Consider the following 23,095-nt stretch of genomic DNA (forward strand, 5'->3'; position numbering starts at 1 on the left):
TGCGCGAGACGCCGCCCGTTGGGGCGGGTGGCGTTTTCCCGGATCTTCCCGTTCCGGCCCGGCTGACGCCCGGGCCTGGCGCAAACCCTGCTTGCCAAGCCCTCTGTCCAGCCGAGGGAAAGCTTGCGGCGCGCGCCGGGCCGGAACGGTTCAATCCTTGTCGTTGCAGGTTTTGATCAAAAACGGGCGCGACATGTTTCTTCGCAGGTGCCGCTTTCGTGGGCGGCTTGGTAACGGGAGGCCGGGATGGCCGCTGTTCTCAATTCGGTTCGTGCATTTTTCACGCCGCAGACATTCTTCATCGATACCGAAAACGCCGCCGACGTCGTCGCGCGCGAAAACCTGCTGGACCGCGCCATGGGTCCCGGCCGCCGCCGCAAGTCTTCCGAGAAGCTGCGCGCCGGTCGTGTGCCTGCCGAAGGTCTGGCGCTGGTTGCCCGTGATGAGGATGGCCATGTCATCGGCACCGTGCGCCTGTGGAACGTCGAAGCGGGCGTGACCCGCGAAGGCCGCCCGGTTGCCGCCCTGCTGCTCGGACCGCTCGCCGTCGATGCCGCCCATGAGGGCAAGGGTATCGGCTCGGGGCTGATGCGCGCGGCAATCGCTGAAGCTGCCCGCCGCGGCCACGGCGCAATCCTGCTTGTCGGTGACGCGCCGTACTACGAACGCTTCGGCTTCTTCGCGAACAAGACCCAGCACCTCGTCATGCCAGGCCCCTTCGAGCGCAACCGCTTTCTGGCGCTGGAACTGAAGGCGGGTTGGCTGGATGGTGCCGCCGGCATGCTGGTGGCGAGCGGTCGCCGCTTTTCCTGATGGACAAGCAGTCTTTTGGGTCTGCCATGTAACTCTGTGAACCAAGAGAGCCGTTCCCGGTATGGGGGCGGCTCTTCTTATTTGCGGGTGGGCTGCTGCTTCCCGGCCAATCCCGCCATCCACTCACGAAACGATCGGTATCCAGATTTCCACCTCGCCGCGACCGGTGCGCCCATCGAAGCGGTAATCGTAGCGTTCGAAGTCCGGGGCCTGTGCGCTGTTCAGGCCAGCGTCGGGCAGTGCCTTGTTCCAGATCGTATAGACTGTCTTGGCAAAGTCCGAGATATGGCCGCTATGGGTGAAGACGGCATATCGGTGTGCGGGGATATCGATATGCTCCATCCCGGATGTCGAGCCTTTTGCCTCTACTCCCGCGATATAGCGGAAATTGCCGGCGCCGTCCCCCATGCAGCAGACCCCGTATAAGGCTCCCGGCACGGCGTTTTCCACCTCGTTTTCGCGGGCGTTGAAGGCCTGCCAGAGTGCCGGTATCGCGCCGGTGTTGCCAAAGGCGCAGTCGATGCCAAGTCCCACCACCCGCATCGCGCCGCGTTCTTCCAGGCGGGGGGCTGCAACCGGAACAATCATATCCTTGTTCATTTCAAAAGGCTCCATAAGATCGAGAGTGGTGATGGATCGATGGCTTCGCAGAGCGCTTGGCGTGATGCCGAAGCAATGTGCGAAGGCACGTGTGAATGCCTCGTGAGAACCATAGCCAGCATCGAGTGAGATGGCGATGATGTTGTCCTGACCATGGGCGACGGCGCGTGCCGCCTTGGATAATCTGCGGGCGCGCGCGTAACTCATGATCGACATGCCTGTGGCCAGTTGAAAGATCCGGCACATGTGATGGACATTGACCGCGCAACGCTCAGACAGCGAGGTCAGGGACAGGTCTGTGTGCAGATCCGTTTCGATCTGCCAGATCAGTCTTTCAACAACGGCCATGGGCTCTCCCGTGCTTCACCCGGTCCTTATCGCGGATCGGAGGCTGGTGCGCTTGATCGTATTTGACTTTGAGATGACGGCAAGGGTGCGTCGAGAGCGTGCTTTATGGGACGCAGAAAAGGCTGAAGCGTGTTGCGGTGCTTCAAAACCGCTCCACGCTTCAGGTCGATATCTCACTTGTGGGGGCAGGGCGGAGGGTGCCGCCATGCCATCATACCGTCCGGGTTACGCGGCGCGCTGGACCTGCGCCTGGTCGTTGCCGGCGATATGGAACCGGCCTGCGAGCGAGGCGAGCGTGTGGGCGGCATCTGCCAGCGTCTGGGTGGCGGCGTTGGTCTCTTCCACCATGGCGGCATTGTGCTGGGTCATCTGGTCCAGCGTGTTGACGCTGGTGTTGATCTCGGCAAGACCGACGGATTGTTCGCGAGCGGCGGTTGCGATGGCGTCGATGTTGAGATCGATGCGCGATACCACGGCCTGGATTTCGGCCAGAACCGAACCGGTCGACTGAACGAGATCGACGCCGCCTGCCACTTCCTGGCTGGATCTGGCGACCAGCTGCTTGATTTCCTTGGCGGCGGCGGCAGCGCGTTGCGCCAGATCGCGCACCTCCTGCGCCACGACGGCAAAGCCCTTTCCGGCATCGCCCGCACGCGCCGCTTCAACACCGGCATTCAGCGCCAGAAGATTGGTCTGGAAGGCAATGCCTTCGATGACGCCGATAATGGAGCCGATTTCACCCGATGCCGTCTCGATGCGGCTCATGGCCGAAATCGCCTCACCAACGACGGCGGAGGAATGGACGGCGGAGTTGCGCGCATCCTTGACCAGATTGCGCATGTCTTCCACGCGCGATACCGAGGCCTTGCCGGTAGAGGTGACCTGCTCCAAAGCTGCGGCGGTTTCTTCCAGCGCGGCTGCCTGCTGCTCTGTGCGGCGCGCCAGATTGTCGGCGCCGCCACGCAGTTCCTGCCCCTGTCGGTTCAATTGAACGGTTTCCGACAGAACCTCCCGAAGCGTCGAACGCAACGTTGCGACCGACTCGTTGAAATTCTGTCGCAGGGTTTCGAAGCGCGGATGGAAGGGCTGTTCGAGATTGCGGCTCAGATCGCCATTTGCGAGCTTGCTCAAGCCACCGCCCAGTTGCTCGACGGCAAAACGAAGCGCGTCGGCATCGGCAACACGCTCACGTTCGCGCTCCTGGCGTTCGGCATCGCTTGCCCGGCGCGCTTCCTCGGCTTGCGCTTCCAGCCGTCTTTTCTCCAGTCCTGCATCGCGGAAGATGGCAAGCGCCTTTGCAATCGCGCCGATCTCGTCCTTGCGGCCAAGGTGCGGCGGAGCGTCCGTCAGGTCGCCGCCTGCCATCGTCGTCATGGCGTGGGTCATGTCGCCCAGCGGGCGGATGGCGCGGCGTCTGGTAAAGAGCGTGGAGGCGATGCACAGAAGAATGAGGAAGAACCCAAGGCCATAGCTTGCGCCCTGTAGCAGGGTGGTCTGCGAAGCAGCATAGGCCTCCTTCTCCGTGCCGAAGACATTGCCCATCTCCACCAGTTGGTTGACGGCAGCTTCATGCAGATGGAATTTCGCCCGCAGCGCGCTCAAGGATGCGGTAATGGCCGCACGATCATTGGCAAAAAGGGCAGGGAGCGTTGTGGTTTCCATTTCGCGCCAGAAATCGTCGCCCTTGACCAGCACATCATCGAAAAGCTTGGCCTTCAAGGCATCTGGCAGGGTGGTCGTCTTCCAGTATTGGCGACGGTCTTCATATTGGTCTTTCAGAACCTTCATGCGTGCTGCGTTGGTGTTCAGCGTATCGGTATGCAAGGCGCTTTCATTGGCAAGCGCATAGCTTTCGATGACATACAGCGGCGGCGGCAGAATATCGGCGATCAGGTCCTTGCTGTAGATGATGTCCTGATAGATCGGGCCATTCACCTTCAACCTGTTTAGCGCCTCAGCGCCTGTCAGAAGTGTCAGAAGCACGCCTGCAATCAGGGCAATGCCTGTGGCTGTGATGGCCGCTGAAATGGAAACTCGCATGGTTGTCTTTCTCCGGGCCCTAGATCGCCAGATGCGGCATTAGGGTCATAGCTTGAGTCCGGGAAATAACGTCGCGAAGATAGGTTTAGATCGAACTAATTATGGTTAATAATAATAATCTGTTTTAGCGTGGTTAAAGGTTTCTTAAATCTCTGGCCTCCCAGAGCAAAAGGCGCCAGGGCTTGAGCCTTCCCATGCGATTTGATCCACCTCAAATGCCTCAGTCGTTCGAAGAGATAGAAAAGGCGCGACACACCTTCTCCGCTCTTTTGCGCCGAGTCCAAACCTTGCGGGCGCCAAGCGAAGACGCGTGTTCATCGATCTGATCAAGGAGAGAAAACGTGTTTGCGACCGTCCGAAAAGCCATCCTTCCGCTTCTGTGCTGCGCTCTGCCCGGCATTGCCTTCGCGGCGGATCTGGCGCAAGTTGCACCAGCCCCCACGGCTGAAGAAGCGATCGCTGCGGCAAGCCCGTGGATGATCCGCGTTCGAGCGCTCGGTGTTCTCACCCATGACAGCGGCACGATCAATGGCGTGCCGGGTGCCGGGCTCTCCTATTCGGACACGGTGATCCCGGAATTCGATATCAGCTACTTCTTCACCGACAACATCGCCGCCGAACTCATTCTCGGCACGACCTTTTCTAAGATCAAAATGACGGGGTCGCTTGGCGAGATCGATGTCGGCAAGACCTGGCTCTTGCCGCCAACGCTGACGCTGCAATATCACTTTACCGATTTCGGCGCCTTCAAACCCTATGTGGGTGCTGGCGTGAACTACTCTCTCTTCTATCACCAGAGCGAAAAGCCGGGCTTCAGCAATCTCGATGTGAAGAACGATTTCGGTGCGGCCGTGCAGGTCGGCTTCGACTATATGGTGACGAAGAACTGGGGCGTGAATTTCGACGTGAAGAAGATCTTCCTCGATACGAAGTGGACGGCAACAAGCGACGCTTTCGGCGACATCAGCGGCAAGGCCAAGCTCGATCCGTGGCTTCTCGGTGCCGGTGTGACCTACCGGTTCTAGGGAGCAGGGCGCTGCGGGCAGCCGCGGCGCCCTTTTTAAAGCGCGGGAGCTCTGGGGCATCCTGTTTGACCGTCACCCCGAAATCCGCTAAAGACGGCGTCAGGGCGAGAGTCCCTGCCGTCCGCAAGCGTCACAGCTTTGGTGAAACTCTCTTTCAAACCTCCGATACGGTCATTCCTTTTTCAGGCATGCAGACGGTGGCAATGCGGACCCCTCCTCAAACGACGTATGCCGATGCAGGAGAACCGCCATGCGGAACACGACACTACCTCTACCCAGTCTCGATACGCTGAAAGATCAGGCGAAGCGCCTTCGCGCCGGACTTGCCGGCGAAGGCACGACGATCGGTCATTCGCGCGCGCTGGAGCTGATCGCGGCCCAATACGGCTACCGGGACTGGAACACGCTTCATGCCGCAGTGGGCAATCGCCCGCCGTTCAATCCTTACATGCTGGGGTCACGCGTCAGCGGCTACTATCTCGGCCAGCCTTTCACCGGCGCGATCCTCGGCGTGCAGTCGCTCGGCGGCGACCCGGAGCGCTTTCGGCTGACGATGCATTTCGACGATCCGGTCGATGTCGTAACCTTCGACAGCTTCTCCGCCTTCCGTCAGCGCGTTCACTGCAATGTGGATGCGAGTGGCCGCACCGTGGAGCGCACCTCCGACGGTCGGGCACAGGTGGAACTGACGTGGTGAGGGTGGCGGGCACGCTTTAAGGTCGAGCCGGATGGCTGGCAGGTGCCGGCCCCCGGTCACGCCGAGATATCGACGATGCCGCAATCGCCAGCTTCGGACGCGAAGGCCAGCAGCTTGCCGTTGGCGCTCCAGGAGAGGCCGGAGATTGCGCCCTTGCCAGGGCGGCGCAGAAGCGCTTCCTTGCCGTCTGCCATGCGCACGCCAAGAATCATGCCATCGATGAAGCCGATGGCAAGTACGTCGTCAGCCGGATGGAATGCGACCTGGGCTGCCATGATATTGCCGCGAGTACCGAGTTCTTCCGGCGCCTTGCCCATAGGGCCATCCTTGCCGGAAAACGGCCAGACGATTGCCGCAGGAGCGCCCGACGAGGCCAGCCATTTGCCTTTGGGCGACCAGGAGAGCGATTTCACCTTGCCGGGATAGCCGGTCATGCGCATGTGGCGGGCGTCGGCACCCTTCGGGGCATCGAGTTTCCAGCCATGAAGAGCGTTTTCCTGCATGCTTGTCACGAGGAAGCGGCCATCTGGGGAGAAGGTGACGCTGGTATGAGCGCCTTTCCATTCCAGATCGACCGGGTCGCCAGCGGTTGCCACCCAGTGCAGGGTCACGCCATTGTAGCGGGCAGCGGCGATGCGCAGACCCTTTGGCGCAAAGGCAATGCCTTCCACCGTGCGGTCTTCCTTAAACTCCTTGGTAGTGCCGTCGGAGAGGCGCACGAAGCTTGACTTGCCCACGCCATATGCCACGGCCTTCTGCGGGCCTCCCGCCACCACGTTGATCCACTTGCGCGGCACATGGGCAAGCTCGGTTACGGTACCGTCATGGCCGACGCGAAGCACCTTTCCATCTTCGCCGCCGGTTAGAAGCGTTGCGCTGTGGGGATCGCGGATGCAGGTGAGCAGGCCCTGGTGGGCCTCGGTCACCTTCTCGCCGCCATCCAGGCGGTGAATGGTGCCCGCGGCGGTGGCAAACAGCGGAATATCGCCCAGAAAATGCGCCGCGACGACGTGGCCTTCAAGGTCAAGAGGAGCAACGGTTGGCATGGGCGATGAGTCTTTCGTCTGTATGTGTTTTGGCTGCGGTATGGGGTGGGGTGGTTTGTTTTCGTCCACCCTGTGCGGCGTGGAGCCTCGGGTCACCCTCGGGCTCGACCCGAGGGCCGAGGATGACGCGGGAGGAGAGGGCGGGGCCAAAGCTGCCTGTGCCGGCCTGACTTGCGCTGGGCCGGCATCAATTGAGCAGTTTACGCCTTCGCTTCACACGCATGAAAGCTGGCTTCCAGCTTTGCGCGATCGAGTTCGCGGCCGATGAAGACGAGGCGGCTTTCGCGCTTTTCGCCTTCCTTCCACGGACGCTGGTGATCGCCCTCGATAATCATGTGGACACCCTGCACCACGTAACGCTCGGCATCGCCCTTGAAGGCGATGATCCCTTTCAGGCGCAGAATGTTCGGACCGTCGGTCTGCGTCACCTTCTGAATCCAGGGGAAGAAGCGCTCGGGATTCATCTCGCCGCCGCGCAGCGAAATGGACTGGACCGTCACATCATGGATGGGCGACGGCGCGTGATGGTCATGATCATGCCCGTGATGATGGTGGTCGTGATCATGGTCGTGACCGTGGTGGTCATGCCCGTGATGATCGTGATCATGTCCATGATGGTGGTGGTCGTGATCGTGGTGATGGTGGTCGCAATCGGGGCCGCAGACGTGATCCTCATGGCCGTGCTCGAGGAAGTGCGGGTCGTTTTCCAGCGCACGTTCCAGGTTGAAGGCGCCCTGATCCAGCACGCGGGCAAGATCGACGCCGGAGCGTTCGGTCTTGTAGATGCGCGCCGACGGGTTGATGGCGCGCACGATGTCTTCGATGCGGGCCAGTTCTTCCTTGGTCACGAGATCGCTTTTGTTGATCACGACGACATCGGCAAAGGCGATCTGGTCCTCGGCCTCGCGGCTGTCCTTCAGGCGCAGCGGCAGGTGCTTGGCATCGACCAGCGCCACGACAGCATCGAGTTCTGTCTTGGCGCGCACATCGTCATCCATGAAGAAGGTCTGGGCGACGGGAACGGGATCTGCAAGGCCGGTGGTTTCGACGATGATGCCGTCGAAACGGTCGGGACGGCGCATCAGGCCTTCGACGACGCGGATCAGGTCACCGCGCACCGTGCAGCAAATGCAGCCATTGTTCATCTCGTAGATTTCTTCGTCCGATTCCACGATCAGGTCGTTGTCGATGCCGATTTCACCGAACTCGTTGACGATGACGGCATATTTCTTGCCGTGGTTCTCGGTCAGAATGCGGTTCAGCAACGTGGTCTTGCCGGCACCCAGATACCCGGTCAGCACGGTGACGGGGATGGGCTTTGGCGCTGCGGGGGAGGCGGTGTTTGCTTCGGTCATGAAAAACCTCGAATATGCGGCCGGTTGGCGCGACAGACAAAATGTTGCCGTTCATATAGGCTTGCGAAGAAGGCAGTTCAAAGAAATTCTGTTCAAGAATTTTGATGGTAGAGTGTCGCGAGCTTTCGGATCTGTTCGAAGACGCTCTACGCCATTGTGGCGCTTGGCGTTGTCGCAAAACCGACTTCCAGTTCGCACGAACGGCCAAATGGCGTCGCGATCTTTCAGGTTCGTTCCCGACGCGTCAGGTCCTCCTCTTGTCGCATGTCCTGATCGCAAAACCGCCGTACGGTTTTGCGTGGACTACGCTTCAGGCATCGAATGCCCTCATATCAAAGGCACGAACGTCGTCCAGAAGCGCAATCAAGCCGCGCACCGAATGAGCAATGATCGCCTCGCCCTTTTCAGCGCTCGCAGCGGCGGCATTTCCGGCCACGCCTTGGCGGTTCAGGTCGCTCATCATCCAGCCGAAAGCATGCGGGCCATAGGCGCGCAGATGGGTGAAGCGGCTCGCAAATTCACTCTGGCGCGAGGGGAAATTCGCGGCCTTGTCGATGGCGACTTCGTTCGGAGCGAATGCGAGCATCACCGAGGTTTCGATATCGCCGCCATGGATGTCGATGGCCTTGTCTTGTGGCGCAATCAGCCCCTCGGGCAGGCCGAACCGCGTCCAGCTGGTGGCAACGGCCAGCATGTTGAAGCGCCTGCGCGCTTCGGTGGCGACGATTGTGAGGAGCGGCGAATTGCCACCATGGGCGTTTAGCATGACGAATTTGACGATGCCCTTTTCATGCTGTGCGCGTGCGATGTCGAGCCAGCGGTTGACGGCCTCATTGAAGGCAAGCGTCTTGGTGCCTTCCACATCCATATGTTCGATGGAATAGCCTATGGGTTCGACAGGCAGGAATGTGACGGGAAAATCCTGCGGCAGCGCCGCCTTCAGGCGTGTGACGATGCCTTTTGCGATCAGCGTGTCCGTCTCGAAGGGCAGATGCGGACCATGCTGCTCATGCGCGCCGAGCGGCAGCACCGCGATCGTCTCCCGAGGGTGAAATCCGTCTGTTATCGTTTCGTCGTCAAATTGCGTGTATGTGTGTGGCATATGGCGATCTGCGCCTATATTCGTTAAAAGTTACAACATCATATAGTCGTTTCGCGATCTGGCAAAAGGCACGGGCTGAATGAGCAAGGACAAGGTCTCGAAGAAGGACAAGGCATCCAAGAAAGACAAGTCACAGAAGAAGAAGGACATAGCCTTCAACCCGGAAGAGCTTGCGCAATCCATCACACAGGCCGCACGCTCCATGCGCACCGCGCTCAGCCACAATCTGGCAGCGAGCGGCCTTTACGCCGGTCAGGACGGCGTGATCCTGGCGCTGGCGCAGGAAGGCAGCATGACGCCAGGCCAGATTGCCCAGAAGCTTGGCGTCAAGGCTCCCACCATGACGCGCACGATTGGCCGCATGGAAGCACAGGGCTTCGTGGAGCGCAGCACCGGTGAAGGAGATGGCCGGCTGACCATGGTGAAGCTGACGGAATCGGGCCAGAAAAGCGTCGATCATATCAACGCCTCACTTGCCGCCTGCAGCGCCCGCGCCGTGGATGGGCTATCGGCCAAGGAGGTGAAGACGGTGGTCAAACTGCTGCGCGCAATCGATTCCAACCTGCAAGCTTTCGATATAATCGATTAAATAATTTAAGCGTCCTTTTTAACAGTTTGTGCAAATATTAAACCTCTTGCGCGTTTTGTTTAAATTGTTTAGTCACAATTTAAACGTCGCCGGGAGGCGATGCGCAATCTCGGGGAGGGGACATGGCGCAAAAGGTCAAGCTTTCAACCATTGCCGAAAGCCTGGGGCTTTCGACAGCCACCATTTCTCTTGCACTGCGCGACAGTCCGCTTGTGGCTGCCGACACGCGCGAGAAGATCAAGGACCAGGCCCGTGCGCTCGGCTATATCTATAACCGCCGTGCCGCCAGCCTTCGCACCTCCCGCTCCGGCATTATCGGCGTCGTCTTCCATGATGTGATGAACCCGTTTTACGGGGAAATTCTCAAAGCCATCGAAAGCGAACTGGACCGCAGCCGCCAGACCTTCATTCTGTCCAACCATTACGACTCGGTCGAAAAGCAGCGCACGTTTCTGGAAACGCTGCTGCAGCTTGGCAGCGACGGCGTGATCATGTCTCCGGCCATCGGTACGCCGACCGAGGATTTGAAGCTTGCGGAAGAAAACGGCATGCCCGCCATTCTGGTGGCGCGCTCCATGGATGGTGTCGACATGCCGACATTTCGCGGCGATGACAGCTATGGCATTTCGCTTGCCACCAACCACCTGATCAGCCTTGGCCACCGGACCATTGCCATGGTGGGCGGCACGGACCAGACATCGACCGGGCGCGATCGCTATCAGGGCTATGTGAATGCGCTGCGCAAGGCGGGGATCGATGTCGATCCGAACCTGCGCATTCCAGGCGCACGCTCCAAGCAGGGCGGCTTCGAGGCGGCTGTCAACTTCCTGTCGCTGCCGCAAAAGCCGACGGCTGCGGTGTGCTGGAACGACCTTGTCGCCATCGGCCTGATGAACGGCATTTCGCGCGCAGGCTTCGTTCCGGGCAAGGATATTTCCGTCACCGGCTATGACGATCTGGAAGAAGCGTCGATCTCCACGCCATCGCTGACGACCGTATCCAACGGCCAGGCGGAAGTCGGGCGGCTTGCGGCGCGTGCCCTGCTCGACAGGCTGGCGGGCAGCCATGAGCCGGACGGCATTCACCTGATCAAGCCGGAAATGCGCATCCGCCAATCCACCGGACCCTGCATTCCACGACATTGATGAACGACAGTACCGTTCTCGTTCATTAGCGGGTTTTGATTTTGACGCGCATCGGTTAGCCTTTTCCCATCGCAGAGCGGTATCGCCGCTTTGAGGCTTCATGCATGTCCCGTGAGAGCATCGTTCGCTGTCCTTGGAGATGCGCATTGCAAGAGGAATCATCGCCCATGTCAGATCAAAAGCCCGTCGTTCTCGTTCCGGGAAAAATCCATCCGCGCGTTCTGGAACGCTTCGAAGGCAAGGTAGAGGTCGTGACCGCACCTGCGGGCGCGACCCCCACCATTTCCGCCGATGTGGCGAACCGCGTTCGCGCAGTGGCCGTCTCCGGCAGCGTCAACGCGGCCTGGATCGATGCGCTTCCCAATCTGGAAGTGATCGCCAATTTCGGCGTGGGCTATGATGGCGTCGATGCCAAGCATGCGGCCAAGCGTGGCATCATCGTTACCAACACGCCGGATGTGCTGAACGACGAAGTGGCCGATACGACGATTGCGCTTCTGATCAACACCGTGCGGCGCCTTTATCAGGCAGAGACCTATCTGCGTAAGGGCAAGTGGGTGAAGGAAGGGCCGTTCGCTCTCTCGCCGTTTTCGCTGCGCGGTCGCAAGGTGGGCCTGTTCGGCATGGGCCGCATTGGCCAGGAGATCGCCAAGCGGCTGGAGCCCTTCAAGGTGGAGATCGGCTATCACACGCGCAGTAAGCGTGATGAACTCTCCTACACCTATCATGCCTCGTTGAAGGAGATGGCGAGCGCGGTCGATATTCTGATCTGCATCGTGCCCGGCACGCCGGAAACGCATAAGGCCATCAATGGTGAGATCCTGTCCGCTCTTGGCCCGAACGGCGTGTTCATCAATGTCGGGCGCGGCTCAAGCGTCGATGAAGATGCGTTGATACAGGCCTTGCAGGACGGCACGCTGGGCGCTGCCGGTCTGGATGTGTTCTATGCGGAACCGAAGGTGCCGGAAGCGCTCTTGGCCTTCGACAACGTCTCGCTCTTGCCGCATGTGGCATCCGCATCAGTACCGACGCGCAATGCCATGGCCGATCTGGTGGCCGATAATGTTCTCGGCTGGCTGTCTGAGCGAAAGGTCATCACACCCGTGCCGGAAACACCGGTCAAGGAATAATCGCATAAGGTGAGCGAGGCGCTTTACGCCTTGCTCGCCTGATAGTCCCGCACCGCCTTGCCGAAGGCTTCGAACAGTGCTCGCGACGGGCCATCGGTTTCGGCCCAATATTCCGGGTGCCACTGCACGCCGATGGCAAAGCCTTTGGCGTCGATGACGGAGACGGCTTCGATTGTGCCGTCTTCGGCAGTGGCTTCCACCTGTAGCCTTGGTGCCGTCTGCGCAATCGCCTGGCGATGAACCGAGTTGATCTGGATTTCGCCGGAAAGCCCCAGATGCTGGGCGATGCAGGAGCCCTCGCGCACATGAACCGGCTGGCGGATGCCAAACATCACGTCGCGCTCTGTCGTTTCCGGCTTGCGGTGGTCCCAGCGTCCCGGCAGTTCCTGAATTTCGCTGGCAAGCGTGCCGCCAAGCGCCACGTTCAGCTCCTGAATGCCGCGGCATATGGCCAGCATCGGAATGCCGCGATCGATCGCGCGGCGGATGAGATCGAGGCTGGTCGCATCGCGCCCGGCATCGAAGGGGCCATCGGCATCGGTTGCTTGCTCGCCGTAAAGCGAAGGGTGGACATTGCTGGCCGAGCCTGAAACGAGCAGCCCGTCTACACGGTCGAGAATGGCATCGATCTCATTGCCACTCTCGAAGGCCGGCACGATCAGGGACATGACGCCTGCGACCTTCAGCGCGGCGGCGAGATATTGCGTCTGCGCCGCATGCCACTCGGCACCGTCTACCTGTTTGATATCGGCCGGGATGGCGATGATGGGCTTGGACATGGTGGCTCCGAACGTGATGCGGTCTTCAAATGCAATGCCGTCAGTGAAACCGAAGGTGCGGATTCGTCAAGCTTTCTCTTTTTGTAAAGCATGGTTTCCGCAATAGGGTGCAGCGCTTTTGCGACCACGACGTGCGGCAGAAGAGGAGCTAAAGCGTGAGGCAGCGTATGAAAGATCGCGACACGCTTTAAGTGACGGGATTTATTCGTCTAAAGTATAATGCCCGGATGTTTTGAGACAGCGCATGCGATAATCTTTTCCTATGCGCAGAGGAAATCGCGCCCTCCAAGCATGTCCCACCGTTTATTCTTTGCCGCGCCGCTTGTCAGTTGCCATGACCCATGCTTTTCTCAAGCCATCTCGTGTGGGGGAGGAAGCCGCACGGTGACTTGGTTCGTATCTGGGAGGATAATATGGATCGACGCTCATTCATCAAAAAAGGCGCGCTTGCGGGCTCGGGTGCTGCGGCAGCAACTGTTCTGGCAGCACCGGCCATCGCGCAGGAAAATGCCAAGATCACCTGGAGGCTGACCTCCTCCTTCCCCAAATCGCTCGATACGATTTTTGGCGGCGCGCAGGATATCGCCAACCATGTGAAGGCCGCGACCGACGGCAATTTCAACATTCAGGTGTTTGCGGCAGGCGAAATCGTGCCCGGGCTGCAGGCGGCGGACGCCGTATCCTCCGGCACGGTGGAAATGTGCCACACCTGCTCCTACTACTATGTCGGCAAGGACCCGACATTCGCGATCGGTACCGCCATCCCCTTCGGCCTCAATGCGCGCCTGACCAATTCCTGGTTCTACGAGGGCAATGGCAACACGCTCTTGAACGAGTTCTACGCCAAGCACAAGCTCTATGGCATGATCTCCGGCAATACCGGCGTGCAGATGGGCGGCTGGTTCCGTAAGGAAATCAACACCGTCGAGGATTTCAAAGGCGTGAAGATGCGCATTGCCGGTCTTGCCGGCAAGGTGGTGGAAAAGCTGGGCGTCGTGCCGCAGCAGATTGCCGGCGGCGATATCTATCCGGCGCTTGAAAAGGGTACGATCGACGCGGCCGAATGGGTCGGCCCCTATGACGACCACAAGCTCGGCTTCCAGAAGGTGGCGAAGTATTATTACTACCCGGCCTTCTGGGAAGGCGGCCCGGTCATTCACTCCTTCGTCAATCTGGACAAGTGGAACGATCTGCCGAAGAACTATCAGGCCGTGCTGCAGGATGCCTGCTCGTTTGCTAATACCAACATGCTGGCAAAATATGACGCCAGGAATCCGAAGGCGATCAAGCAGATCGTCTCCGAGGGTGCGACGCTGCGCCCCTTCAGCCAGGATATTCTCGACGCCTGCTACAAGGCCGCCCTCGAAGTCTACGCGGAAATCTCTGCCGTCAATCCGGACTTCAAGAAGGTCTATGAAGATCAGGTCGCTTTCAAGCGTGAAGGGTATCTGTGGATGCAGCTGGCTGAATACACCTACGATACGTTCATGATGATACAGCAGCGTAACGGCAAGCTCTGACAGTCTATTCCATAATCGCCGTTGGTCGCCTGCAAATGGCAATTTCTGCGCTTCCGGTGCTCACGTACTTCAGTACGCTCCGCTCCGGTTCTCGAAATCACCATTTTCGGCAGACCAACGCCAATTCTTGAACAGACTGTGACACTATCCAGACCGTTCTAGAGCGTTTCCTTGTTAAATGGCAACGTTCTGCCGGAGCAGGTTTTCGTCAGGGCAAAGGCGATCGGCGAAGGGCATACCCAAAGGTACGGTCGAGCCGATCGTCTTTGATCCTGGCGGAAAGATGCCCGGCCCTTCGGGTTGGTTGAAACGGGCCACCTGCTTGCCCGGACGGCTTGGCCGTATGCGTTGGCTACGACACGCGCCATCCGGACAATCAGTCGATCCCGTTTGAACCAACAGAACTGTTTCCATTTAACAAGGAAACGCTCTATTGGAGCCCGGATCGAAAGGTCCGGGCTTTTGCTTGAGCTGCCTCCAACTCACCCGCGTTTATGGACCAGTAAAGACACTCGACTATGATCGCCCGCGTTGAACGGCGAAGCAGCACACTTCGGAGACCAGCCGGAATATCGGCGAGGATTGGCCACGCCCACCTTGGCAAAGGCCTTGCTGTTCAACTGTGGAGGTACAGCATCGGCCCGAAAATCGAATTCGATTTTCGGAAAAGCACGATGCGTACATTCAAAGAGTTAGAGCATCCTTTGCGCGTCCTAAAGGACGCGCGGCGCTCTAATGTGATGCGCAAACCGCTGAGCATTGCGTTTATCGTGAAGAAAAACCGGACAGGCTGGTCAATGACTGTCCGGTTCACATTCTTCAGGAAGTAAATAAACGGAAGGTAGGTGTGCAACCCTACCTTCCACTCCACCAGTATAACGCTTTCATCCCTATCAAACAAGCGTTCGCCGTCAGGGGTTGATCTTCGGCGGTTCGTTGAGGTTCGGCATGCCTGGCAGGCCGTTGCCGCCGCCCTGGCCTGGCGCGACGTCCATTGGGGGCAGGCCGAAATTCGGCATGGTGTTGCCGCCCTGATTGCCGAAGGCGGGGACCTCGATCTTGATGGTGTTGAGATCGACCTCCGGTGTCTTGTCCAGCCAGTAGGTCACGGATTCCGGCCAGAAGATGACGATGGCGACGAGGATCAACTGCATGCCGAGCCAGGGGATTGCGCCCATATAGATGTCCGATGTCTTGACCGTACGCGGCGCAATCGAGCGCAGGTAGAAAAGCGCAAAGCCGAAGGGCGGATGCATGAAGCTCGTCTGCATGTTGATGCAAAGCAGCACGCCGAACCAGATGAGATCGATGCCGAGAGCTTGCGCAATCGGTGCCAGCATCGGCACGACGATGAAGGCGATCTCGAAGAAATCGAGGAAGAAGGCGAGGAAGAAGATGAAGATGTTGACGAAGATCAGGAAGCCGATGGGGCCGCCTGGAATGCCCGACAGCATGTGCTCGATCCACAGCGATCCGTCCATCCCCTGAAACACCAGCGAGAAGCAGGTGGCACCGACGAGAATGAACACCACCATCGATGTGATGTGCATGGTGGAGTGCATGCCCTGCTTGATGAGATCCCAGGTCAGGCGGCGGTGAGCGGCGGCAAGCGCCATGGCGCCGACGACGCCGAGCGCGCCGGCTTCGGTTGGCGTGGCAAGGCCAAGGAAGATGGTGCCGAGAACGAGGAAGATCAGCACGATGGAAGGGATCATGCCGCCCAGAACCTTCAGCACCAGCGCCCGGTTCAGCTCCCCGCGTGCTTCCGGCGGCAGGGCCGGAACATCCTTCGGCCGGAAGACCGAGAGAAAGAGGATGAAGAGCATGAAGATTGCGACCTGCAGGAAGGACGGGCCGATGGCGCCGAGATACATATCGCCAACGGAGCGGCCGAGCTGGTCTGCCAGAACGATGAGAACGAGAGAGGGCGGAATAACCTGCGTGATGGTGCCGGATGCGGCAATGACGCCGGTAGCGACGCGCGGATTATAGCCGTATTTCAGCATGATCGGCAGCGAGATGACGCCCATGGTGATGACGGAGGCTGCCACGGTGCCGGTGATGGCGCCGAGAATGGCGCCGACCAGAATGACCGCATAGGCAAGGCCGCCGGGAATGGCGCCGAAGAGTTTGCCGGTTCCCTCCAGCAAATCTTCCGCCAAACCGCATCTCTCCAGAATGGCCCCCATGAAGGTGAAGAAAGGAATGGCGAGTAGCAGATCGTTGGAGATGATGCCGAAGATGCGCAGCGGCAGAGCCTGCATGAAGGCGGGCGAGAAGTGCTCTGTGAAGATGCCGATGACGCCGAAGAGAAGGCCGACGGTGGCGAGCGAGAAGGCAACCGGGAAACCATAAAGCATGAAGATGATCATGCCCACGAACATCGCCGGTGGAAGAATACCGTATTCGAACATCAGAATATCCTTAAAATGGCGCCGGCGTTACTGGAGCGGTTTTTCGTATTTGGTGTCGAGCTGATAGAGCCCGTTCAGCGCACCGATGCGCTTCACCAGTTCGGATATTCCCTGAAGGACGAGGAGCGCGAAGCCCGCAAAGATGATGAGCTTGACCGGCCAGCGGATAAGGCCGCCAGCATTGGAGGACATTTCATTCTGTTGCCAGGAGAGCAGGAACATCGGCCAGCTCAGCCAGGCGAGATAAAAACAGGCGGGAAGCAGGAAGAAAACGATGCCGATAATATCCACCCAGATGCGGGTGCGCGGTGCAATCGCGCCGTAGATGATATCGACACGCACATGTTCGTTCATGCGCAGCGTATAGGACGCGCCGATGAGAACGATGAAGCCGAACATGTACCACTGGATTTCCAGAAGGCCGTTCGAACTGTAGTTGAAAAGATAACGCACGATGGCGTTGCCGGCGCTGACGAGGCAGCAGATGAGAACCAGATAGCCTGAAAATTTCCCCAGTGACTCGCTCAACAGGTCGATGGCGCGGCTGAGTTTCAAAAGCGCGTGCATTGTTTTCCCCTTTCGATCCCTTTGCGGGTTTTCGAGGAGGAATTTTTATGGCGGAAAACCCCAGGCGAAACGTCCTCCCGCGCCTGTCGCTCCCAACCAGAAATCCTCCCTCAGTCCATCGTTATGGGCAGGTTTTGCCAAATGCAACTAGGAAGAAGGTCGTGCACCGACCATCCAGGGCTTTCCTTGGCGCAGGTGGCGTCGATGCGACAAATGCTCCAGCTTTCCAGGGCCAGGAGCCTTGCGCGATCCGCCCAAAGACCAAGCGTTTTTGCCGGGCAAACCGTGCGTTACCCGCGTTGCGTCGGTGCCGAATTTTGTGTAGGTCTTGACAAGGAGCGTTCTGTCGCTTGCTTCGTTATCAGGGAAGACGTCATCTCTAGATGGAACGATGACGGTAAGCGCAGATCAATAGAGGGGAAACAAGTATGAGCGAACACCATAGCGGACCGGTCGAACTCGGCGCGAAAATGGAATATTCCGAGCACGAGAAAACCTATAACGGTTTCCTGCTGGCGTCGAAATACGGCACCATGCTTGTCTGCATGCTGATGATCGCCATGGCCGTCGGCTTCTTCACCACGGGCGGCTTCTTCGGCGGATTGCTCGTCTTCCTCATCTTGTCGGCCGCAGGCTTCTTCATTCTTTAAGCCAATTACCGTCATTGACGACAGCGCGGCATATGTCGCGCTTTATCTCACTCAACGTCATTAGACCGATGAGAGGCGTGTGTCATGAAGGCTCTGTTCCTGTCAGTGTTTCTGGCTCTTTGCTTCTGGCAGGGTGCTTCGGCGCGTGAAATCACGGCCGAAGAAAAGGCCGACCTCCAGGCGCAGATCGAGCGCTTCGAGACTGCGCTGAAGCAGGGCGACTTCGATCTTATCGGCGCCTCCGTGCCGCCCAAGGTTCTTCAGCATATTGCCACGAAGGCCGGTGTCGACGTGACGACGCTTCGAAGCGCGATGCAGACGCAGATGCAGATCGCGCTTGCCTCGGTCAAGTTTCTCGATTTCGATATGGATGTCGACAAAGCGGCTTACAAGCAAGCCCCTGACGGCACGCCCTATGTGCTGGTGCCGTCGCGCAGCCTAATGGAAACCCAAGGCCAGAAGATTGAGGCCAGGACCTCGACGCTGGCGCTGATCGATGACGGTAAGTGGTATCTGGTCAGGATCGACGATGCGCAGCAGATCGATATCGTGCGCGAGGTCTATCCGTCGCTTGCCACTGCCACCTTTCCGACGGGAACGATGACGCCGGTGGAGTAAGCCGTCGTCTTGTTTCCCGCCGCCTCATGCCTGCATTCTTTAGCGGTCTTTGGCAGCCGATCTGCAGGTTGAGATGAGCATGGGGATACCCAACATGATCAAGCTCCAGGGGGCGAGCGCGATGACGAAGCCAAGGAGGCTTACGAGAAACATGATGGCGGCAAAGATGAGAAGATAGGGGACAGCTCTTTTCATCTAACGCTCCACCCAAGACTTGAGAACCTGAAGACCGAGTGGCTGCGGGGAAGGCCACAGCTGTCGGAGGTATTGGTCGTTTCCTTCCACGCCGTCCTCGCTGATCGTGTCCAGGCCCGACATATTTGCACGGACACCCAGTCGTCCCGGTTCAACTGCAAGCCTTGATGCACTCGGCTCATAGTCCGTCAAGCCAGCCACGATCAAGACGCCTGAGGGGCAGTCGAAGCTTGCTTCCGCCACATGCTGGTAGCGCTCCACATCCGGCTGCGGCCGTGCATCATGCCACTCCACGCTGACCGGCACGATCATATTGCGCGCAGTGTGAACGATGGCAGCGTGCGGACCGATCATCAAACGCTTGCCAATGGTCTCTTCCGTATAATCGGACGGAAGGTCCGGGTGGCTTTGATCTCTTAGATAGATCTGGAAATAGTCGGCCAGAAGGTTGCCGTCGAATAGCAATCTGGATGAGATTTGCCCTGAGGCTGCCGAAGCCGTCATTGTCCATCCTCCCAGAAGCAACAGAGTACGACGATTGAGAAGCATCATGTTCCCTTGTCTGCTCGGGGTCTAGCCGTGGAGCCTGAAAAGTTTGTCTCTGCTGCACGTGGATATCGGTAACGCGAAATCGACAAAGACGGCCTGTTCCACGGCTCCCATCTTCTAGCCGGGAACTCCGACGGTGGCGACGAACGGATAGACCACGCGCAGGAGGTCGACCTGCCGTTCATCGTTGAGCCTGACCAAATAGCATTTCCCTTCATGCATCAGCGCCAACGCCGTGTTCTTGATCTCTATCTCTGGCCCAGCCTTTCCATAATGCCGCATCCGTTATGATGCGGCTTGGCCTCACGGCGCCCGCAGAGGACGATGCAGCCGAAGTGGCGCATGAGGCAAATGTAATTGAACATTCACCTTCGTTGTTCACGTGATTTCAAAACATCCCGTGCAACAGTCATGCCGGTCGGGGGCGACCACAGCATCGGCAAGGCCATGCGTCAATTTAAACACTATAGAGCCCCGTTCGTCCAAACAGGATGCACGGGGCTCTATCGCTCAAACACGGAGCCGGAAGGTCGATGCTTGCATTTGTCGAACGCCATATACAGCAGGCTTGCGCCACGGACCGGTTTGAAACGAAGGACAAGGTCTTGTCCTTTGCTCTTCGCACGGCTGTTGCCGTTACGCTGATTGCCGACGTTTTGAATATCGTCGCCCATCATCTGATGAACACATTCGGGTTGCTGCCTTACAATGTCTGGCAAGGGGCGACAGTGGGCGTGATCATATCGACGGTGGTGGCCTCGTCGCTGACATTTTCGATCGTCTATCTCGTCGGTCTTGCCATTCATCATCTGTCCATCTCGCGTGCGACATTCGAACGGCTGAGCCGCACCGACATGCTGTCGGGGCTCCTCAATCGTCGTGCCTTCATGGAAGAGGTGGCCAAAGCGGACGACGATGCTTCGCTCATCCTGTTCGATATCGACCGCTTCAAGCGCATCAACGACGAGTTCGGCCACGATGTCGGAGACCATGCGATCGTGACCGTGGCAAGACACCTGATGGCTGCTTTTCCGCAGCCTCATGTGGTTGCAAGAATTGGTGGTGAGGAATTCGCCGTTCTGGCGGTCCAGCTCACCGCACAAAAACGTCTCGCGCTCGCCCAAAGATGCAACGAGATGCTGGCAGCCCGGCCCGTGGACATCAAAGACAGGCTTGTCCACATTACTCTGTCCGGCGGGGTGGCCGACAAGGAGTCCCATGCCTCCTTCGAGGATCTGTTCAATGCCTGCGACCGGGCGCTCTATCTGGCCAAATCATCAGGCCGCAACCAGATCCTGCACAGTGACCTGTTGCCGGAGGATTTCAAGGCGAAAGCCGGCGTCGCTGTATAGCTGCGCAAGTGCCTGGCTTTTTTTTAAAGCGCTCGGTTCGGCGCGCCCTTATTCACCAAAAGCCCGTTCATCAACAGGTCGAGATGGGCGTTGAGATAGGCGTCCACATCGATATCCAGGCGCTCGTCGAAGATGATCCTGAGAACGGTGAGCGTCATCAGTGGCGAAATGATCAGTTCGGGGAAGGCGAGATGGTCGCCTCTGAATTCGCCTGCGGCGACGCCCTCCCTGACGAGTTCGGTGATCCGGTCGATCAGTGGCTGGAAGACGCATTGTTCATGGCGGGCGACGATATCGGGAAATTTCTGGCCTTCGGAAATGATCAGCTTCAGCACTTCGCGGTTTTCACTGTCGCTGCCGAGATGGGCGTAAAGCGCTAAAAGCAGGGATCGCAGCCGCTCGGTCGGCGTGCCTTCATGGGTGTCGGCATGTTTGACGATGTCGGCGAAGGATGTAGAGGCGTGACGGATGGTGGCTTCGAAGAGGATTTCCTTGGTCTCGAAATACACATAGACCGTGCCCTTGGTGACGCCGACATGTTTGGCGATGTCTTCGACGCGGGTTGCGGCGTATCCGTGTCTGACGAACTCGGTAAAGGCCGCGTCCAGAATTTGAGCGGGGCGGAGCTGCTTCTGCTCGGCACGCGTCAGTTTTTTCCCCACCTTGGATTGGCACAGCTTGAACATCGGTGGTTGGCATTCCCTTCATTCGGCATCGACAGTTTCAACGCGGGTTACGATCACATCGATCCGTTCCTGCGCTATATCCCGTATTCCATCGCGCGTCGTTCTCTCAAATGACAGCACTTGCGCAACATGTATCCGAAGTTATCATTGACTTTCCGGTCAGTCAAATATACGCATTCACGATATCTCCATCATAGGGTTCTGCCATGAAGCATATTGTGAGCGTTCTCCTGATTGCAGGCGCGGGTTTCCTGACGTCGTGCAGCCAACAGGAAGGCGAGCGGGAGGCGGAGTCGCGCCAGGTGCGGGTCGTTACCGTCAAGAGCGAACAGCTGACGACGGGCGGCGCGGTGACCGGTGAAATTCGCGCGCGTGTCGAAACCGATCTCTCCTTCCGCGTGGGCGGCAAGATCATCGATCGCAAGGTCGATGTGGGCGATCACGTCATGGCGGGGCAGGTGCTGGCGCGTATCGATGCGCAGGAGCAGCAGGCCGATCTGGCCGTCGCGCAGGCCAATCTGGAGGCTGCCACCGCACAGCGCATCCAGGCGGAATTGGCCTTTGCCCGCCAGCAGAAGCTTTTCGATACGCAGGTGACGGCACGCTCCGCTCTCGATCAGGCGCAGGAGGCTTTATCCACCGCTCAAGGCAGCGAACGGTCTGCCGAAGCGCAGCTCGGCACGGCCAAGGAAGCGCTGTCCTATACCGAATTGAAGGCCGAGCGCGACGGCGTGATCACGGCGCGCAATGCTGAGGTGGGGCAGGTGGCGCAGGCGGCGTCCGCCATCTTCACGCTGGCGCAGGACGGACCAAGGGATGCGATTTTCGAAGTTGTGGAAACGCTGTTTCTCGGACGCCCGATCAAGCACGAGGTGACGATTACGCTTCTGTCGGATCCAACCAAGCAGGTGACGGCGAAGGTGCGCGAGATTTCGCCGACCATCGATGCTTCCACGGGCACGGTGCGGGTCAAGGTCGGGCTTCCAGGCGATGGGCAGATGCCGCTTGGCGCCGCGGTCAAGGGCGAGTTCCAGTATGAGCCGCAGGCGGCGATCGTTCTGCCATGGTCTGCCATGTCCTCGAAGGATGGGAGGCCTGCTGTCTGGGTTGTCGATCCTGCCTCCTCCAAGGTCACGCTGCGCGTCATCGAAGTCGAGGACTACGAGACAGGACATTTCATTGTGAAGCAGGGTCTGAACGAAGGTGATGTTGTGGTTTTCGAAGGCGCCAAATTCCTTCGCCCGGATGAAAAGGTCGCTCCCAAAGAGGTGGCATCGCGATGAACAAGGCTCATATTCTTACAGTGCTTCTGTCCGGCCTGATGCTTGCAGCCTGCAGTGAGGACAAGCAGGACGAGGCTGCGCCGCCGCGCCCGGTTTTGTCCGTCGTGGCCAAGGAAATGCCCGCCCATCCCTTGAGCTTCGCCGGCACGGTTTCTCCGCGCTTCGAAGCACAACTCGGTTTTCGCGCACTTGGCCGTTTGACGTCGCGCACCGTTTCGGTTGGCGATATCGTCAAGCAGGGCGACGTGATCGCGACAATCGACCCGACCTCGCTGGAGCTTGCGGTGCGCAGCGCACAGTCGGATCTTTCCAATGCGCAGGCGCAGCTTCGCAATGCACAGAGCACGCAGCAGCGCCAGTTGCAGCTTGCCGAAACCCGCTCCGGCACCCGCGCCGCACTCGAAGAGGCGGAGCAGGGGCTAAAGACGGCGGTCGCTTCTGTCGCGCGTGCCGAGGCCAATCTCAACAAGGCCAATGAGCAGCTCGGTTACGCACAGCTGACGGCGGAGTTCGATGGTGTGGTTACGGCAACATCCGCCGAGTTGGGGCAGGTCGTGACCGTCGGCCAGGTGATTGTCACGATTGCCAAGCC

General features: G+C 58.9%; 23 protein-coding genes. 12 read left to right on the top strand and 11 right to left on the bottom strand.

What is annotated here, in order from left to right:
- Positions 1–246: 246 nt before the first annotated feature.
- Positions 247–813 (top strand): GNAT family N-acetyltransferase, encoded by a 567-nt coding sequence (locus QZ869_RS20630; protein ID WP_296107059.1) that lies wholly within the window; start codon positions 247–249, stop codon positions 811–813.
- Positions 814–936: 123 nt separating this feature from the next.
- Here QZ869_RS20630 and QZ869_RS20635 read toward each other — a convergent pair whose 3' ends face one another.
- Complete coding sequence (locus tag QZ869_RS20635; RefSeq protein WP_296107062.1) at positions 937–1,761, bottom strand: AraC family transcriptional regulator; 825 nt, start codon at positions 1,759–1,761, stop codon at positions 937–939.
- A 225-nt stretch (positions 1,762–1,986) separates the two neighbouring features.
- Complete coding sequence (locus tag QZ869_RS20640) at positions 1,987–3,801, bottom strand: methyl-accepting chemotaxis protein (protein WP_296074971.1); 1,815 nt, start codon at positions 3,799–3,801, stop codon at positions 1,987–1,989.
- Positions 3,802–4,166: 365 nt separating this feature from the next.
- On the opposite strand from QZ869_RS20640, the gene QZ869_RS20645 reads away from it, so the two are divergent.
- Entirely contained in the window at positions 4,167–4,826 is a 660-nt protein-coding gene (locus tag QZ869_RS20645) for an OmpW family protein (RefSeq protein ID WP_296107091.1), read from the top strand.
- Between the two features lie 250 nt (positions 4,827–5,076).
- On the top strand, positions 5,077–5,523 hold the full coding sequence (locus QZ869_RS20650) for a glyoxalase superfamily protein (RefSeq protein ID WP_296074974.1): 447 nt from the start codon (positions 5,077–5,079) through the stop codon (positions 5,521–5,523).
- 56 nt (positions 5,524–5,579) lie between these two features.
- Here QZ869_RS20650 and QZ869_RS20655 read toward each other — a convergent pair whose 3' ends face one another.
- The 3 genes from QZ869_RS20655 to QZ869_RS20665 form a co-directional block, all read right to left on the bottom strand.
- Positions 5,580–6,569, bottom strand: a complete 990-nt coding sequence (locus QZ869_RS20655) for a WD40 repeat domain-containing protein (RefSeq protein WP_296107065.1) — start codon at positions 6,567–6,569, stop codon at positions 5,580–5,582.
- A 200-nt stretch (positions 6,570–6,769) separates the two neighbouring features.
- A complete protein-coding gene (locus QZ869_RS20660; RefSeq protein WP_296040098.1) occupies positions 6,770–7,924 on the bottom strand; it encodes a GTP-binding protein in 1,155 nt (384 codons plus the stop codon).
- A gap of 310 nt (positions 7,925–8,234) precedes the next feature.
- Positions 8,235–9,026, bottom strand: coding sequence for a creatininase family protein (locus QZ869_RS20665; RefSeq protein ID WP_296107068.1), 792 nt, complete (start codon positions 9,024–9,026; stop codon positions 8,235–8,237).
- A gap of 79 nt (positions 9,027–9,105) precedes the next feature.
- Between QZ869_RS20665 and QZ869_RS20670 the strand changes: the two genes are divergently transcribed.
- The 3 genes from QZ869_RS20670 (at position 9,106) to QZ869_RS20680 (ending at position 11,890) form a co-directional block, all read left to right on the top strand.
- Positions 9,106–9,615: a MarR family winged helix-turn-helix transcriptional regulator gene (locus QZ869_RS20670; protein ID WP_296107070.1), complete on the top strand. Its 510-nt coding sequence runs from the start codon at positions 9,106–9,108 to the stop codon at positions 9,613–9,615.
- A gap of 122 nt (positions 9,616–9,737) precedes the next feature.
- Entirely contained in the window at positions 9,738–10,760 is a 1,023-nt protein-coding gene (locus QZ869_RS20675; protein WP_296014373.1) for a LacI family DNA-binding transcriptional regulator, read from the top strand.
- Positions 10,761–10,927: 167 nt separating this feature from the next.
- Entirely contained in the window at positions 10,928–11,890 is a 963-nt protein-coding gene (locus tag QZ869_RS20680) for a 2-hydroxyacid dehydrogenase (protein ID WP_296074979.1), read from the top strand.
- A 23-nt stretch (positions 11,891–11,913) separates the two neighbouring features.
- Here the strand turns inward: QZ869_RS20680 and QZ869_RS20685 are convergent, their stop codons facing one another.
- Positions 11,914–12,669 carry a gamma-glutamyl-gamma-aminobutyrate hydrolase family protein gene (locus tag QZ869_RS20685; RefSeq protein ID WP_296040108.1) on the bottom strand — a complete coding sequence of 252 codons (756 nt, stop codon included), beginning with the start codon at positions 12,667–12,669 and terminating at the stop codon, positions 11,914–11,916.
- A 413-nt stretch (positions 12,670–13,082) separates the two neighbouring features.
- On the opposite strand from QZ869_RS20685, the gene QZ869_RS20690 reads away from it, so the two are divergent.
- Complete coding sequence (locus QZ869_RS20690; protein ID WP_296080950.1) at positions 13,083–14,189, top strand: TRAP transporter substrate-binding protein; 1,107 nt, start codon at positions 13,083–13,085, stop codon at positions 14,187–14,189.
- A gap of 911 nt (positions 14,190–15,100) precedes the next feature.
- Here the strand turns inward: QZ869_RS20690 and QZ869_RS20695 are convergent.
- Both QZ869_RS20695 and QZ869_RS20700 read right to left on the bottom strand, forming a co-directional pair.
- On the bottom strand, positions 15,101–16,603 hold the full coding sequence (locus tag QZ869_RS20695; protein WP_296014369.1) for a TRAP transporter large permease subunit: 1,503 nt from the start codon (positions 16,601–16,603) through the stop codon (positions 15,101–15,103).
- 27 nt (positions 16,604–16,630) lie between these two features.
- Positions 16,631–17,170: a TRAP transporter small permease subunit gene (locus QZ869_RS20700; protein WP_113327415.1), complete on the bottom strand. Its 540-nt coding sequence runs from the start codon at positions 17,168–17,170 to the stop codon at positions 16,631–16,633.
- Positions 17,171–17,598: 428 nt separating this feature from the next.
- Between QZ869_RS20700 and QZ869_RS20705 the strand changes: the two genes are divergently transcribed.
- Together QZ869_RS20705 and QZ869_RS20710 are read left to right on the top strand one after the other, a co-directional pair.
- On the top strand, positions 17,599–17,820 hold the full coding sequence (locus QZ869_RS20705; RefSeq protein WP_296014365.1) for an aa3-type cytochrome c oxidase subunit IV: 222 nt from the start codon (positions 17,599–17,601) through the stop codon (positions 17,818–17,820).
- An 84-nt stretch (positions 17,821–17,904) separates the two neighbouring features.
- The gene (locus tag QZ869_RS20710; RefSeq protein ID WP_296107073.1) at positions 17,905–18,438 is read left to right on the top strand and encodes a hypothetical protein; all 534 of its coding nucleotides are present in this window, start codon (positions 17,905–17,907) and stop codon (positions 18,436–18,438) included.
- A 39-nt stretch (positions 18,439–18,477) separates the two neighbouring features.
- Here QZ869_RS20710 and QZ869_RS20715 read toward each other — a convergent pair whose 3' ends face one another.
- Together QZ869_RS20715 and QZ869_RS20720 are read right to left on the bottom strand one after the other, a co-directional pair.
- Complete coding sequence (locus QZ869_RS20715) at positions 18,478–18,633, bottom strand: hypothetical protein (RefSeq protein WP_296014362.1); 156 nt, start codon at positions 18,631–18,633, stop codon at positions 18,478–18,480.
- Entirely contained in the window at positions 18,634–19,137 is a 504-nt protein-coding gene (locus tag QZ869_RS20720) for a hypothetical protein (protein ID WP_296107076.1), read from the bottom strand.
- A gap of 578 nt (positions 19,138–19,715) precedes the next feature.
- Here QZ869_RS20720 and QZ869_RS20725 point away from each other — a divergent pair.
- Entirely contained in the window at positions 19,716–20,534 is an 819-nt protein-coding gene (locus QZ869_RS20725; protein ID WP_296107078.1) for a GGDEF domain-containing protein, read from the top strand.
- A 23-nt stretch (positions 20,535–20,557) separates the two neighbouring features.
- Here QZ869_RS20725 and QZ869_RS20730 read toward each other — a convergent pair whose 3' ends face one another.
- Entirely contained in the window at positions 20,558–21,220 is a 663-nt protein-coding gene (locus QZ869_RS20730) for a TetR/AcrR family transcriptional regulator (RefSeq protein ID WP_296107079.1), read from the bottom strand.
- A 206-nt stretch (positions 21,221–21,426) separates the two neighbouring features.
- Here QZ869_RS20730 and QZ869_RS20735 point away from each other — a divergent pair, with 206 nt between their 5' ends.
- Together QZ869_RS20735 and QZ869_RS20740 are read left to right on the top strand one after the other, a co-directional pair.
- Positions 21,427–22,503: an efflux RND transporter periplasmic adaptor subunit gene (locus QZ869_RS20735; RefSeq protein WP_296107082.1), complete on the top strand. Its 1,077-nt coding sequence runs from the start codon at positions 21,427–21,429 to the stop codon at positions 22,501–22,503.
- On the top strand, positions 22,500–23,095 hold a 596-nt coding region (locus QZ869_RS20740), incomplete at its 3' end, for an efflux RND transporter periplasmic adaptor subunit (RefSeq protein ID WP_296107085.1). The genes QZ869_RS20735 and QZ869_RS20740, both read left to right, overlap by 4 nt.

Source organism: uncultured Agrobacterium sp. (genome assembly GCF_913777885.1).
GTDB lineage: Bacteria > Pseudomonadota > Alphaproteobacteria > Rhizobiales > Rhizobiaceae > Agrobacterium.

Bases quoted from the DNA above. Each gene is read 5' to 3' on its own strand.
- QZ869_RS20720 (WP_296107076.1), bottom strand. From the start codon at position 19,137: ATGACGGCTTCGGCAGCCTCAGGGCAAATCTCATCCAGATTGCTATTC.
- QZ869_RS20665 (WP_296107068.1), bottom strand. From the start codon at position 9,026: ATGCCACACACATACACGCAATTTGACGACGAAACGATAACAGACGGA.
- QZ869_RS20705 (WP_296014365.1), top strand. From the start codon at position 17,599: ATGAGCGAACACCATAGCGGACCGGTCGAACTCGGCGCGAAAATGGAA.
- QZ869_RS20655 (WP_296107065.1), bottom strand. From the start codon at position 6,569: ATGCCAACCGTTGCTCCTCTTGACCTTGAAGGCCACGTCGTCGCGGCG.
- QZ869_RS20695 (WP_296014369.1), bottom strand. From the start codon at position 16,603: ATGTTCGAATACGGTATTCTTCCACCGGCGATGTTCGTGGGCATGATC.
- QZ869_RS20635 (WP_296107062.1), bottom strand. From the start codon at position 1,761: ATGGCCGTTGTTGAAAGACTGATCTGGCAGATCGAAACGGATCTGCAC.
- QZ869_RS20650 (WP_296074974.1), top strand. From the start codon at position 5,077: ATGCGGAACACGACACTACCTCTACCCAGTCTCGATACGCTGAAAGAT.
- QZ869_RS20640 (WP_296074971.1), bottom strand. From the start codon at position 3,801: ATGCGAGTTTCCATTTCAGCGGCCATCACAGCCACAGGCATTGCCCTG.
- QZ869_RS20685 (WP_296040108.1), bottom strand. From the start codon at position 12,669: ATGTCCAAGCCCATCATCGCCATCCCGGCCGATATCAAACAGGTAGAC.
- QZ869_RS20675 (WP_296014373.1), top strand. From the start codon at position 9,738: ATGGCGCAAAAGGTCAAGCTTTCAACCATTGCCGAAAGCCTGGGGCTT.
- QZ869_RS20670 (WP_296107070.1), top strand. From the start codon at position 9,106: ATGAGCAAGGACAAGGTCTCGAAGAAGGACAAGGCATCCAAGAAAGAC.
- QZ869_RS20710 (WP_296107073.1), top strand. From the start codon at position 17,905: ATGAAGGCTCTGTTCCTGTCAGTGTTTCTGGCTCTTTGCTTCTGGCAG.
- QZ869_RS20715 (WP_296014362.1), bottom strand. From the start codon at position 18,633: ATGAAAAGAGCTGTCCCCTATCTTCTCATCTTTGCCGCCATCATGTTT.
- QZ869_RS20680 (WP_296074979.1), top strand. From the start codon at position 10,928: ATGTCAGATCAAAAGCCCGTCGTTCTCGTTCCGGGAAAAATCCATCCG.
- QZ869_RS20730 (WP_296107079.1), bottom strand. From the start codon at position 21,220: ATGTTCAAGCTGTGCCAATCCAAGGTGGGGAAAAAACTGACGCGTGCC.
- QZ869_RS20735 (WP_296107082.1), top strand. From the start codon at position 21,427: ATGAAGCATATTGTGAGCGTTCTCCTGATTGCAGGCGCGGGTTTCCTG.
- QZ869_RS20725 (WP_296107078.1), top strand. From the start codon at position 19,716: ATGCTTGCATTTGTCGAACGCCATATACAGCAGGCTTGCGCCACGGAC.
- QZ869_RS20660 (WP_296040098.1), bottom strand. From the start codon at position 7,924: ATGACCGAAGCAAACACCGCCTCCCCCGCAGCGCCAAAGCCCATCCCC.
- QZ869_RS20700 (WP_113327415.1), bottom strand. From the start codon at position 17,170: ATGCACGCGCTTTTGAAACTCAGCCGCGCCATCGACCTGTTGAGCGAG.
- QZ869_RS20630 (WP_296107059.1), top strand. From the start codon at position 247: ATGGCCGCTGTTCTCAATTCGGTTCGTGCATTTTTCACGCCGCAGACA.
- QZ869_RS20690 (WP_296080950.1), top strand. From the start codon at position 13,083: ATGGATCGACGCTCATTCATCAAAAAAGGCGCGCTTGCGGGCTCGGGT.